This is a genomic window from Curtobacterium sp. GD1, assembly GCF_020882855.1.
Lineage (GTDB): Bacteria > Actinomycetota > Actinomycetes > Actinomycetales > Microbacteriaceae > Curtobacterium.
Map to the genome: position 1 here is coordinate 1 of NZ_JAFEVQ010000017.1, position 13,921 is coordinate 13,921.

The window sequence follows — 13,921 nt, forward strand, 5'->3', positions numbered from 1 at the left end:
TTGAGTCCGGCGGCGTCCTACTCTCCCACAAGGTCCCCCTTGCAGTACCATCGGCGCTGAGAGGCTTAGCTTCCGGGTTCGGAATGTGACCGGGCGTTTCCCTCTCGCTATGACCACCGGAACACCTTCGACCCAATCGCTTGGAAGTTCGAAAGCTGTTCCGCGCATGCGCGGTGTTCAGTTTCTTGTTCCCGATCGTCTGTCGGGAACCACAAAGTGGACGCGAGCCCCACACCAAAGGTGTGGGAAATAGTTGTGTTGTCAAGTCTTCGGCTTATTAGTACCGGTCAGCTCCACGGGTCGTTAGTCCCCGCTTCCACATCCGGCCTATCAACCCAGTAGTCTGCTGGGAGCCTCTCACACTCAAGGTGCATGGAAATCTCATCTCGAAGACGGCTTCCCGCTTAGATGCTTTCAGCGGTTATCCGGTCCGAACGTAGCTAATCAGCGGTGCCCTTGGCAGAACAACTGACACACCAGAGGTTCGTCCATCCCGGTCCTCTCGTACTAGGGATAGATCTTCTCAAATTTCCAACGCGCGCAGCGGATAGGGACCGAACTGTCTCACGACGTTCTAAACCCAGCTCGCGTACCGCTTTAATGGGCGAACAGCCCAACCCTTGGGACCTACTCCAGCCCCAGGATGCGACGAGCCGACATCGAGGTGCCAAACCATGCCGTCGATATGGACTCTTGGGCAAGATCAGCCTGTTATCCCCGAGGTACCTTTTATCCGTTGAGCGACAGCGCTTCCACAAGCCACTGCCGGATCACTAGTCCCGACTTTCGTCCCTGCTCGACCTGTCAGTCTCACAGTCAAGCTCCCTTGTGCACTTACACTCGCCACCTGATTGCCAACCAGGTTGAGGGAACCTTTGGGCGCCTCCGTTACTCTTTGGGAGGCAACCGCCCCAGTTAAACTACCCACCAGGCACTGTCCATGAACCCGATCAGGGTCCTACGTTAGACATCCAGAGTGACCAGAGTGGTATTTCAACAATGACTCCACGAACACTAGCGTGCCCGCTTCACAGTCTCCCACCTATCCTACACAAGCCACACCGAACACCAATACCAAGCTGTAGTAAAGGTCACGGGGTCTTTCCGTCCTGCTGCGCGTAACGAGCATCTTTACTCGTAGTGCAATTTCGCCGAGTTCGCGGTTGAGACAGCTGGGAAGTCGTTACGCCATTCGTGCAGGTCGGAACTTACCCGACAAGGAATTTCGCTACCTTAGGATGGTTATAGTTACCACCGCCGTTTACTGGGGCTTAAATTCAGAGCTTCGCCCAAAGGCTAACCCTTCCTCTTAACCTTCCAGCACCGGGCAGGCGTCAGTCCGTATACATCGTCTTGCGACTTCGCACGGACCTGTGTTTTTAGTAAACAGTCGCTTCCCACTGGTCTCTGCGGCCTTCAACGCTCAGCGGAGCAAGTCCGCATCACGTGTCCGGCCCCCCTTCTCCCGAAGTTACGGGGGCATTTTGCCGAGTTCCTTAACCACGATTCTCTCGATCTCCTTGGTATTCTCTACCTGACCACCTGAGTCGGTTTCGGGTACGGGCGGCTGCAACCTCGCGTCGATGCTTTTCTCGGCAGCATAGGATCACTGATTTCCCCTTACGGGTACGCGTCGGATCTCAGGCATCTAGACGACGGATTTGCCTATCGTCAGCCCTACATCCTTACACCAGGATCACCTTACGGATACCATCGCCTGGCTCAGCTACCTTCCTGCGTCACACCTGTTCATACGCTAACCGCACCAGCATGGGGTCGAGCGTTAGACCGCACGCCATCACCCCGAAGGGATCCGGTCAACACGGGTTAGGACTCTTAGCACCACTGGATTAGCTTGGGCGGTTGTTCGCCGGTACGGGAATATCAACCCGTTGTCCATCGACTACGCCTGTCGGCCTCGCCTTAGGTCCCGACTTACCCAGGGCGGATTAACCTGGCCCTGGAACCCTTGGTCTTTCGGAGGACGGGTTTCTCACCCGTCTTTCGCTACTCATGCCTGCATTCTCACTCGTGTAGCGTCCACGGCTGGATCACTCCGCCGCTTCACTCGCCACACGACGCTCTCCTACCACTCCGCACGACTGAACCACGAAGGCTTATCGACTGTGCGAAATCTACAACTTCGGCGGTGTGCTTGAGCCCCGTTACATTGTCGGCGCGGAATCACTTGACCAGTGAGCTATTACGCACTCTTTCAAGGGTGGCTGCTTCTAAGCCAACCTCCTGGTTGTCTATGCAACTCCACATCCTTTCCCACTTAGCACACGCTTAGGGGCCTTAGTTGGTAGTCTGGGTTGTTTCCCTCTCGACGATGAAGCTTATCCCCCACCGTCTCACTGCTGCGCTCTCACTCACCGGCATTCGGAGTTTGGCTGACGTCAGTAACCTGTTGAGGCCCATCGGCCATCCAGTAGCTCTACCTCCGGCGAGAAACACGCAACGCTGCACCTAAATGCATTTCGGAGAGAACCAGCTATCACGAAGTTTGATTGGCCTTTCACCCCTATCCACAGCTCATCCCCTCCATTTTCAACTGAAGTGGGTTCGGTCCTCCACGACGTCTTACCGTCGCTTCAACCTGGCCATGGATAGATCACTTCGCTTCGGGTCTAGGACATGCGACTGAATCGCCCTATTCAGACTCGCTTTCGCTACGGCTGCCCCACACGGGTTAACCTCGCCACATATCACTAACTCGCAGGCTCATTCTTCAAAAGGCACGCCGTCACCCCTACAAGGAGGCTCCGACGGTTTGTAAGCAAACGGTTTCAGGTACTATTTCACTCCCCTCCCGGGGTACTTTTCACCTTTCCCTCACGGTACTTGTCCGCTATCGGTCATCTGGGAGTATTTAGGCTTATCAGGTGGTCCTGACAGATTCACACGGGATTTCTCGGGCCCCGTGCTACTTGGGATACACATCCGGCCATAACACCATTTCGTCTACGGGGCTGGCACCCACTACGGCCCGGCTTTCAAACCGGTTCGACTATGATGCGCTGTAACCGCCCCAGTCCGGCAGAACTGAGCGACGTGTCCCACAACCCCGACCATGCAACGCCCGCCGGCTATCACACATGATCGGTTTAGCCTCATCCGCTTTCGCTCGCCACTACTCACGGAATCACATGTTGTTTTCTCTTCCTGTGGGTACTGAGATGTTTCACTTCCCCACGTTCCCTCTACCCGCCCTATATATTCAGGCGGGAGTCACCAGGTCACAAAAGCGCCCAGCGGGGTTTCCCCATTCGGAAATCCTCGGCTCACAGCTCGATTATCAGCTCCCCGAGGCTTATCGCAGATTTCTACGTCCTTCTTCGGCTCCAGATGCCAAGGCATCCACCGTTTGCTCTTAGAAACTTGACCACAAAGATTAAAATTGCGATCGACTCGAACAATCACCACACCCGAGGGCCTGATCATCGTCACGAGCGATCTAAGATGCTCGCGTCCACTGTGTAGTTCTCAACATACGATCGGCACCACACTCCCCCAGGAGCAACGCTCCCAGCTTCATGCGGCCCACCGAAGAACCCAACCAGAACCCAAAGGCCCCAGTCACGGCTCAACCCCCGACCACACTCGGCCGAGAAGCCTGGTCCCTCAGGACCCAACAACGTGCACCAGCCGACCCGCTCACCCCCAACCCGTTCCAACCCGAACCACGAAGGCCCCGGCGTACTGAGGTCGAAAGCTGCGCTCCCGACTGCACTGTCAATGTTCCACCCATGAGCTACCGGCGAGAACGTTCGTCTCGATCCGGCGCCTGGACCCACCGTCCCCCGAAGGACACGACGAGCCAGATGCTCCTTAGAAAGGAGGTGATCCAGCCGCACCTTCCGGTACGGCTACCTTGTTACGACTTAGTCCTAATCACCGATCCCACCTTCGACGGCTCCTTCCACAAGGGTTAGGCCACCGGCTTCGGGTGTTACCGACTTTCATGACTTGACGGGCGGTGTGTACAAGGCCCGGGAACGTATTCACCGCAGCGTTGCTGATCTGCGATTACTAGCGACTCCGACTTCATGAGGTCGAGTTGCAGACCTCAATCCGAACTGAGACCGGCTTTTTGGGATTCGCTCCACCTTACGGTATCGCAGCCCTTTGTACCGGCCATTGTAGCATGCGTGAAGCCCAAGACATAAGGGGCATGATGATTTGACGTCATCCCCACCTTCCTCCGAGTTGACCCCGGCAGTCTCCTATGAGTCCCCGCCATAACGCGCTGGCAACATAGAACGAGGGTTGCGCTCGTTGCGGGACTTAACCCAACATCTCACGACACGAGCTGACGACAACCATGCACCACCTGTACACCGACCACAAGGGGGCGACCATCTCTGGCCGTTTCCGGTGTATGTCAAGCCTTGGTAAGGTTCTTCGCGTTGCATCGAATTAATCCGCATGCTCCGCCGCTTGTGCGGGCCCCCGTCAATTCCTTTGAGTTTTAGCCTTGCGGCCGTACTCCCCAGGCGGGGCGCTTAATGCGTTAGCTACGACACAGAAACCGTGGAAAGGTCCCTACATCTAGCGCCCAACGTTTACGGCGTGGACTACCAGGGTATCTAATCCTGTTCGCTCCCCACGCTTTCGCTCCTCAGCGTCAGTTACGGCCCAGAGATCTGCCTTCGCCATCGGTGTTCCTCCTGATATCTGCGCATTCCACCGCTACACCAGGAATTCCAATCTCCCCTACCGCACTCTAGTCTGCCCGTACCCACTGCAAGCCCGAGGTTGAGCCTCGGGATTTCACAGCAGACGCGACAAACCGCCTACGAGCTCTTTACGCCCAATAATTCCGGACAACGCTTGCACCCTACGTATTACCGCGGCTGCTGGCACGTAGTTAGCCGGTGCTTTTTCTGCAGGTACCGTCACTTTCGCTTCTTCCCTACTAAAAGAGGTTTACAACCCGAAGGCCGTCATCCCTCACGCGGCGTTGCTGCATCAGGCTTTCGCCCATTGTGCAATATTCCCCACTGCTGCCTCCCGTAGGAGTCTGGGCCGTGTCTCAGTCCCAGTGTGGCCGGTCACCCTCTCAGGCCGGCTACCCGTCGTCGCCTTGGTGAGCCATTACCTCACCAACAAGCTGATAGGCCGCGAGTCCATCCCCAACCAAAAAATCTTTCCACCACCAGACCATGCGGCCAGTGATCATATCCAGTATTAGACGTCGTTTCCAACGCTTATCCCAGAGTCAGGGGCAGGTTACTCACGTGTTACTCACCCGTTCGCCACTAATCCACCCAGCAAGCTGGGCATCATCGTTCGACTTGCATGTGTTAAGCACGCCGCCAGCGTTCGTCCTGAGCCAGGATCAAACTCTCCGTAAAAAATTACAACCAACACCCGAAAGCGTCAGCGAGTTGATTCTGACTGTTGACTGTCTACTGACAATCTTCAATCCAAAAGGAATTGTCTCCGAACCCACCAGCAAGCTGATGAGTCACGGGGTCAATAAATTGGCATTGACAATGTGCACGCTGTTGAGTTCTCAAGGACCAGACGCACTCCCCACTCGACCCGTGGAACACGAGCGTCGTCAGAGAGGCATTTCGTCTCACCCCGAACAGACCACTTCGAGAGTAGATCGTCATCGGGATTCGTTGCCTGAGCGGGACCCCGTCCGGACTGCATCTCCGGGGCGTTCGCTCCGGTGACCGTCTCGGCCGTTCCGTTCTCCGCCTCAGCGGCAACGAGTGATTACTCTACACAGGCCCCGGGGGCCCCGCCAACCGTCCCGCACCCCGGGCGTGTCGCACGGGCCGATCCGCGCGGAGACGCGGAACGGCCCGCCCCCACGGTGGGAGCGGGCCGTTCGGTGACGCGTGTCAGTGCTTGGCGATGACCGGGTTCTTGAGTGTGCCGATCCCCTCGATCGTCACCTCGACGACCTCGCCGTCGCGGATCTCGCCGACGCCGGCAGGGGTGCCGGTCAGGATGACGTCGCCGGGCAGGAGCGTCCAGATCGACGAGACGAACTCGATGAGGGACGGGATGTCGTGCACCATCTCGCTCGTCGAGCCCACCTGGCGCAGGTCGCCGTCCACGCGGGTCTCGATGCGGATGTCCGACGGGTCGATCTCGGTCTCGATCGCCGGCCCGAGCGGGCAGAAGGTGTCGAAGCCCTTGGACCGGGTCCACTGGCCGTCGCGCGCCTGCAGGTCACGGGCGGTCACGTCGTTGGCGATCGTGTAGCCGAGGATCACGCTCGCGAAGTCCTCGCGCGTGACGTTCTTCGCGAGCGAGCCGATCACGATGGCGAGCTCGCCCTCGTGGTCGACGCGTCCGACCCCGGCGGGGAGACGGATCGGGTCCTCGGGGCCGATCACCGACGTGTTGGGCTTGAGGAACACCACCGGGTCGTCCCCGGAGCGCTCGTCCATCTCGGACGCGTGCTCGGCGTAGTTGAGCCCCACGCCGATCACCTTCGACCGCGGGATGACGGGGGCGAGGAGCTTGGCGTCCGCCAGGGGCACCCGCTCCCCCGTGGTCTCGAACCCCTGGTACATCGGGTCACCCGCCAGCACGACCAGGTCGCGCTCGTCGAGGATGCCGTACCGGGGGTCTTCGCCCTTGCTGCTGAACCGTGCGATCTTCACCGTTGGAGCCTATCGACGTGTGGTGTGCGTTCAGGCCGGGTCGGTCAGGCGCGTCATCCACCCGTGCGGGTCGGGACGGCGGCCGTACTGGATGTCGGTGAGTTCGTCGCGCAGGGACATCGTCAGCTCGCCGGCCCCGACGGTCGGCGACCCGATCGTGAAGCCCTCGCCGCGGAGTTCCGCGATCGGGGTCACGACGGCGGCGGTCCCGCACGCGAAGGCCTCGGTGATGGAGCCGTCCTCGACGCCGTCACGCCACTCGTCGAGGGTCACCCGACGGCGTTCGACGCGCAGCCCGCGGTCCTCCGCCAGCTGCAGGATCGAGTCGCGCGTGATGCCCTCGAGGATGGAGTCGGAGTCCGGTGTGACGAGCGTGCCGTCCGCCTTCACCAGCACGACGTTCATGCCCCCGAGTTCTTCGAGGTACTTGCCCTCGACCGAGTCGAGGAACATGACCTGCTGGCAGCCGTGCTCGTACGCCTCTTGCTGGGGCAGGAGCGACGAGGCGTAGTTGCCGCCGGTCTTCGCCGCACCCGTGCCGCCCTTGCCGGCCCGGGCGTAGTTCGTGGACAGCCAGATCGACACCGGCTTCGGTCCGGAGGTGAAGTACGCCCCCGCCGGGCTCGCGATGCAGTGGTACGCCACCGCCTGTGCCGCACGCACCCCCAGGAACGACTCGGTCGCGATCATGAACGGCCGCAGGTACAGGCTCGTCTCGGCCGCCGAGGGCACCCAGTCGACGTCGGTCCGGACCAGCTCGCGGATGGAGTCGACGAAGGTCTCCACCGGCAGCTCCGGCAGCGCGAGACGCCGCGCGGACCGCTGGAAGCGCTTGGCGTTGGCGTCCGGGCGGAACGTCCAGACCGAGCCGTCGGCGTGCCGGTAGGCCTTCAGCCCCTCGAAGATCTCCTGCGCGTAGTGCAGGACGCTCGCGCTGGGGTCGAGGCTGATCGGCCCGTACGGGTGGACCGAGGCATCGTGCCACCCGGCGTCCAGCGTCCACTGCACGGTGGCCATGTGGTCCGTGAAGTGCTTGCCGAAGCCCGGGTCGGCGAGGATCTCCTCGCGCTCGGCGGCGGCACGGCGCTCGGGTGAGGGGGTGGTGGCGAACGCGAGTCCGAAGTCGGTGTCGGTGCTCATACGGGGAGACTCCTGTCAGGCGGTGGTGGTGCGTGCCGTGGCCGCGGCGGCGATGGCGTCGCCGATCTCGGCCGTGCGACGCTGCGAGGTGCCCCGGTCGGCGAGGTCGGCCTCGACCGCCCGCGTGACCGCCGCCGCGAGGTCGCTGCGACCGATGTGGTCGAGCAGCAGTGCGACGGACAGGATGGCGGCCGTGGGATCGGCCTTCTGCTGACCCGCGATGTCCGGCGCGGAGCCGTGGACCGGCTCGAACATGCTGGGGAAGGTGCCGTCCGGGTTGATGTTGCCCGAGGCCGCCAGACCGATGCCGCCGCTGATCGCGCCGGCCAGGTCGGTGATGATGTCCCCGAAGAGGTTGTCGGTGACGATGACGTCGAACCTAGCAGGTTCGCGCACCATGTGGATGGTGACGGCGTCGACGTGCTGGTAGTCCACCGTGACGTCCGGGTACTCCTGCCCGACGGCCGCGACGGTGCGCTGCCAGAGGGCTCCGGCGTGCACCAGGACGTTGCTCTTGTGCACGAGCGTGAGGTGCCGGCGCGGCCGCCGGTCCGCCAGCTCGAACGCGTACCGGACGACGCGCTCGACGCCGTACGCGGTGTTCAACGAGACCTCGGTCGCGATCTCCTGCGGGGTCCCGACGCGGATGGCGCCGCCGTTGCCGACGTACGGTCCCTCGGTGCCCTCGCGCACGACCACGAAGTCGACGTCACCGGGGGACGTCAGCGGCGTCGTGACCGACGGGTAGACGACGGTCGGGCGCAGGTTCACGTAGTGGTCGAAGGCGAACCGCAGCTTCAGCAGCAGCCCGCGCTCGATGATCCCGCCGGCGAGCCGGGGGTCGCGGGGGTCGCCACCGACCGCGCCGAGCAGGATCGCGTCGTGGGTGGCGATGGCGGACATGTCGTCCTCGGTGAGGATGTCACCGGTCTCGAGGAACCGGTCGGCACCGAGGGAGAACGGGGTCTCCTCCACCACGAGGTCGTCCGGCAGCACGGCGTGCAGGACCTTCAGTGCCTCGTCGACCACCTCGGGTCCGATGCCGTCCCCGCGGATCACCGCGAGCTTCACGGTCTGCGTCATGTCCGCCACTCCCCTACAGCGTGATGTCGATCTCGCGGAGCGAGGCCGCGTCGATCGTGGACCGGACGTGCTCGAGGATCTCGGCCGGGACCGGCGAGTCGACGGTGAGGACGCTCAGCGCCTGGCCGCCGGCGGCTTCCCGCGAGATCTGCATCGCCGCGATGTTGATGCCGGCGTCGCCGAACTCCTTGCCGTAGACCGCGACGATGCCGGGCCGGTCGGTGTACTCCATCACCACGTGGTGCTCGGCGAGGGCGACCTCGACGTCGTGACCGTTGATCTCGACGAGCTTCGCGACCTGCTTCGGGCCGGTGAGCGTACCGGACACGCTGATCGCCGGGCCGTCGGACTGGGCCCCGCGGATCGTGAGCACGTTCCGGTACTCGGGGCTGTCCGAGTCGGTGATGAGCCGCACGGTGACCCCGCGCTGCTCGGCGATCAACGGTGCGTTGACGTAGGACACCTGGTCGCTGACGACGTCGGTGAAGACGCCCTTGAGCGCCGCGAGCTTCAGCACGCTGACGTCGAACTCGGCGAGCTCGCCGTGCACCTCGACGTCGATGCTGGTGACGGGCGACGTCGCGAGGCCGGTGAACACCTGACCGAGCTTCTCGACGAGCGGGATGCCCGGGCGCACGTACGGGTCGATGACGCCACCGGCGACGTTGACCGCGTCGGGGACGAGTTCGCCGCCGAGGGCGAGCCGCACGGACTTGGCGACCGAGACGCCCGCCTTCTCCTGCGCTTCGTCCGTCGAGGCACCGAGGTGCGGCGTGACGACGACGTTCGGGAGCGCGACGAGCGGCGAGTCCTTCGGGGGCTCGGACACGAAGACGTCGAGACCGGCGCCGGCGATCGTGTTCGAGGTGAGCGCACGGTGCAGCGCGTCCTCGTCGATCAGTCCGCCACGGGCGACGTTCACGACGAACGCGGTCGGCTTCATGAGCGCGAACTGGTCGTCCGAGATCATGCCGACCGTCTCCGGCGTCTTCGGCATGTGGATCGTGGTGAAGTCGGCACGCTTGAGCAGGTCCTCGAGCGAGACGAGCTCGACCCCGAGCTGCTGGGCACGGGCCGTGGTGACGTACGGGTCGTACGCGATCACCTGGACGCCGAACGCCTGCAGGCGCTGGGTGATGAGCGCACCGATGCGGCCGAGGCCGATGATGCCGACGGTCTTCTCGTACAGCTCGACACCGGTGTACGCGGAGCGCTTCCAGGTGCCGGCGGCGAGCGACGCGTGCGCGGCCGGGATGTGGCGCGCGAGCGACAGGATGTGGCCGACCGTGAGCTCGGCGGCGGAGATGATGTTCGACGTCGGCGCGTTGACGACCATCACCCCGGCGGTGGTGGCCGCCTTGATGTCGACGTTGTCGAGGCCGACACCGGCACGGGCGACGACCTTGAGGTTCGGGGCCGCGGCGATCGCCTCGGCGTCGACCTTGGTGGCGGAGCGCACCAGGATGGCGTGCGCGTCGGCGAGGGAGGCCAGGAGGGCGGGGCGGTCGGTACCGTCCACGTTCCGGATCTCGAAGTCGGGCCCGAGGGCGTCGACTGTGGCGGGCGAGAGTTCTTCGGCGATCAGGACGACCGGCTTCGGCACAGCTGCAGTTTCCTCACACGAGACGGGCGGTATCCCACCATCGTATCGACGTGCGCACGTGGTTACGACCGCAGGGGCGGTCCGGTGGGCGACCACACGACGGACGGGAGGCGCGGTGCCAGCCGGCACCGCGCCTCCTGGCCGTCGGACGGAACGTCAGAAATCCAGCAGCCGCGGCACGAAGAGCTGCAGATCGAGCCACAGCGCGCCGGCGGCGGCGAACGCGAGGACGAAGACGCCGATCGTCACCGCGAGCCGCGCGCGACGGCTCACCCACAGCGCGACGACGAACGCGATCGGCGCGATCGCGATGTCCAGCACGAGCCACACCCACGGGGTGCTGCGGGCCAGCGAGTCGCCGCCGGACGTCGTGCCGAGGAACGCGTTGAACGCGCGGACGGACTGCGAGACGGTCACGAGGTTGCCGACGCTCTGCACGGTCATGTACGCGAACAGCAGGGCGAACACGAGCCAGACGACGACCTTGCCGACGAACGCCCGGGACGACCGACGGACGGTCGGCGTCGCGGCGGTCACCCGAAGCTCCGCGTCATGAGGAACGGCCACGGGAAGAGGACGAGGGCGCCGAGCAGCATCCACAGCAGACGGCTCCGCGTGCGCTGTCCACGGCCGGCCCAGAGCACGACGGTGAACCACAGCGCCGGTGCGACGATCGACAGGAACCGGAGGACCTCGACGAAGACGGTCAGCACGGTGTCGACGTCCGAGACGTACGAGGTCGAGGCCGTGAGCAGCCAGGCCACCGTGTAGAGCAGGTACAGGCCACCGAAGACGCCGAACCCGATGAGCGCGCCGGAGGTCTCGGGGGCCTCGGGGTCACGGCCGGAGCGTTCCTTGACGGTGACCGGGTTGTGCGCCGCGTCGACGTGGGTCGCGTCGTCGGCGTCGCCCCAGCTGAGGGCGTCGTCGTCGTGGTCGACCGAGCCGTCGGGCGGGGATGCTGCCGTGGTCATGCCTCGATTCTACGAGGCGTGCCGCTCCGGCTCGACCACGGACGACCGGTGCGGCCGCCGGTCAGACGTCGGCGGGCTGGGTCTCGAGGACCTCGGCGACGACCTCGCGCACCGCGGGGAACAGCGGGTGGCTCTCCATCAGGCCGGTGAGGATCTCGGTGAGGGCGTGTGCCGTCGCACCCGAGCGGAGCAGCGCGTGCAGCTCGATCGACTCGGGGTCGTTCTCGTCGTCGAAGTCGAGCGCGACGCGCACGGCGCCGAGCAGGTGGTCGACGGGGAGCCCGCGTTCGGCGAGCTGCGCGGCCGGGCCGACGAAGCGCTCGCGGCGGCCGAGCTTCCGGAGCGGGTTGCGTCCGACGCGGACGGTCGTGTCCGGGAGGTGCGGGTTCGCGATGCGGGAGAGGTTCGCGGCGACGTAGCGCGCGTGCTCCTCCGGGTCGAAGCCGTGCTTGGCGACGAGGAGCGCGGTGGTCTCGGCGAGGACGCCGTCGACCTCGGCGCGGACGGCCTCGTCCTCGAGTGCCTCGCGGATGAGGCGGATGCCCCGGACGTAGCCGTGGTAGGCGGCCGTCGCGTGCGCGGTGTTCACCGTGTAGAGCTTGCGCTCGACGAACGGCTGCAGGTCGTCGACCCAGGTCACGCCGTCGATCGCGGGCGGCTCGGCGTCGGAGTCGGCGAAGGGCGTGCGCTCGATGACCCACTCGTAGAACGGCTCGAGCACGACGTCGAGGCCGCCGGACTGGCCGAGCACCCCGGACTGGTCGGGGACGATGCGGTCGATGGCGCAGTTCGCGAAGACGGCGGCGATGTCGCGGTCCTCGAGGATGGGGGCACGACGGATGCTGGCGTGCAGGGAGTCCGTCGCGTTGAAGGCGTTCTCGCACGCCACGATCGTGACGTCGCCCCGGTCGAGCGGCCGGGCCGCCAGCCCCTCGGCGATGACGGGGGCGACGAGCGGGAGGGTCCGGGCGCCGACCGCGGTCGTGACGACGTCGGCCTCGGCGATGGCCCGGACGACCTGCTCGCGGTCGGTCTTGCTGCTGAGTGCCGTGAACCCGTAGACGAGGTGCTCGACCGGCATCTCGCCGACCTCGTGCACGACGAACCGGCCGGCTTCGTTCAGTGCCGAGACGACGCGGTCGTCGACGTCCACGAAGGTGAGCTCGTAGCCGCTCGCGACCAGGAACTGCCCCACGAACCCGCGTCCGATCTTGCCGGCGCCGATGTGGACCGCTCGCTTCGTCACCGCCATCCGACGATCCTCCCATGCTGGACGACGACCTGAGGACCGCCCATGTCCGGGCCGGACGACGGTCGTCGCGAAACGTCCCCGGGAACGCCGAGGGGACGCCGGTGGGCGGCGTCGGGGCTGGTGGTGAAGTGCTGCATAACGTTCGGGTCACATCGCGAGGCGGCGGTGCGGGTGCACCGCCGCCTCGTCGTCGAGTGGTGTTGCGAAGACTACCGCGCGGCGGAACCGTCCACGTAGTCGGCGTCGTTCGACTTCCACGCGAAGAGGGCGCGCAGCTCGCGACCGGTCGCCTCGATCGGGTGGCCCTCGCCCTTCGCGCGGAGCGCCTTGAACTCCGGCGCACCGGCGTCCTGGTCGTCGATGAAGCGCTTCGCGAAGGCACCGTTCTGGATGTCCGCGAGGACGGCCTTCATGTTCTCCTTGACCTCGGGCGAGATCACGCGCGGGCCGGAGACGTAGTCACCGAACTCGGCCGTGTCGGAGATCGACCAGCGCTGCTTCGTGAGGCCGCCCTCCCAGATGAGGTCGACGATGAGCTTGAGCTCGTGCAGGACCTCGAAGTAGGCGATCTGCGGCTGGTAGCCGGCCTCGACCAGGGTCTCGAAGCCGTACTGGATGAGCTGCGAGGTGCCACCGCACAGGACGGCCTGCTCGCCGAACAAGTCGGTCTCGGTCTCCTCGGTGAAGGTCGTCTTGATGCCGCCGGAGCGGAGGCCGCCGATGGCCTTCGAGTACGACCACGCGAGGTCCCAGGCGGAGCCGGACGCGTCGACCTCGACGGCGACGATCACGGGGACGCCGCGGCCGGCCTCGTACTCGCGGCGCACGGTGTGCCCCGGGCCCTTGGGGGCGACGAGCGACACGTCGACGCCCTCCGGCGCCTGGATGTAGCCGAAGCGGATGTTGAAGCCGTGGCCGAAGACGAGCGTGGCGCCCGGCTTGAGGTTGGGCTCGATGTCGTCCTTGTAGACGATGCGCTGGACCTGGTCCGGCGCGAGGATGACGACGACGTCCGCCCAGGCCGTGGCGTCGGCCGGGGTGAGGACCTCGAAGCCGGCCTCTTCCGCCTTCTGGCGGCTCTTCGAGCCCTCCTGCAGGCCGATCTTGACCTCGACGCCGCTGTCGCGGAGGTTGAGGGCGTGGGCGTGGCCCTGCGAGCCGTACCCGATGACGGCGACCTTCTTGCCCTGGATGAGCGTCAGGTCGGCGTCGGCGTCGTACACGATGTCAGTCACGGTGGTGG

At 64.6% G+C, this 13,921-nt stretch carries 8 protein-coding genes and 3 rRNA genes; all 11 read right to left on the reverse strand.

Features of this window, described 5'->3' with window-relative positions; all coding sequences use genetic code 11:
* Positions 1–4 precede the first annotated feature (4 nt).
* Positions 5–121: ribosomal RNA gene (gene rrf, locus JSX79_RS10850) — 5S ribosomal RNA — on the reverse strand.
* A 136-nt stretch (positions 122–257) separates the two neighbouring features.
* A 23S ribosomal RNA gene (locus JSX79_RS10855) occupies positions 258–3,387 on the reverse strand.
* 448 nt (positions 3,388–3,835) lie between these two features.
* Positions 3,836–5,357, reverse strand: a 16S ribosomal RNA gene (locus JSX79_RS10860).
* Together the 16S, 23S and 5S rRNA genes form the textbook arrangement of a ribosomal RNA operon.
* A 498-nt stretch (positions 5,358–5,855) precedes the next feature.
* Positions 5,856–6,626 (reverse strand): fumarylacetoacetate hydrolase family protein, encoded by a 771-nt coding sequence (locus JSX79_RS10865; protein ID WP_070418535.1) that lies wholly within the window; start codon positions 6,624–6,626, stop codon positions 5,856–5,858.
* A gap of 30 nt (positions 6,627–6,656) precedes the next feature.
* A complete protein-coding gene (locus JSX79_RS10870) occupies positions 6,657–7,766 on the reverse strand; it encodes a branched-chain amino acid aminotransferase (protein ID WP_092386564.1) in 1,110 nt (369 codons plus the stop codon).
* Positions 7,767–7,781: 15 nt separating this feature from the next.
* The gene (locus JSX79_RS10875) at positions 7,782–8,849 is read right to left on the reverse strand and encodes a 3-isopropylmalate dehydrogenase (RefSeq protein ID WP_229086206.1); all 1,068 of its coding nucleotides are present in this window, start codon (positions 8,847–8,849) and stop codon (positions 7,782–7,784) included.
* A 13-nt stretch (positions 8,850–8,862) separates the two neighbouring features.
* The gene (gene serA, locus JSX79_RS10880; RefSeq protein ID WP_071294936.1) at positions 8,863–10,452 is read right to left on the reverse strand and encodes a phosphoglycerate dehydrogenase; all 1,590 of its coding nucleotides are present in this window, start codon (positions 10,450–10,452) and stop codon (positions 8,863–8,865) included.
* Positions 10,453–10,608: 156 nt separating this feature from the next.
* Positions 10,609–10,989 carry a hypothetical protein gene (locus JSX79_RS10885; protein WP_070418532.1) on the reverse strand — a complete coding sequence of 127 codons (381 nt, stop codon included), beginning with the start codon at positions 10,987–10,989 and terminating at the stop codon, positions 10,609–10,611.
* Complete coding sequence (locus JSX79_RS10890; protein ID WP_070418531.1) at positions 10,986–11,426, reverse strand: hypothetical protein; 441 nt, start codon at positions 11,424–11,426, stop codon at positions 10,986–10,988. The genes JSX79_RS10885 and JSX79_RS10890 overlap by 4 nt, the downstream gene beginning before the upstream one ends.
* Positions 11,427–11,487: 61 nt before the next feature.
* Positions 11,488–12,678: a mannitol-1-phosphate 5-dehydrogenase gene (locus tag JSX79_RS10895; protein WP_070418530.1), complete on the reverse strand. Its 1,191-nt coding sequence runs from the start codon at positions 12,676–12,678 to the stop codon at positions 11,488–11,490.
* 209 nt (positions 12,679–12,887) lie between these two features.
* Positions 12,888–13,913, reverse strand: a complete 1,026-nt coding sequence (ilvC, locus tag JSX79_RS10900) for a ketol-acid reductoisomerase (protein ID WP_070418529.1) — start codon at positions 13,911–13,913, stop codon at positions 12,888–12,890.
* Positions 13,914–13,921 lie beyond the last annotated feature (8 nt).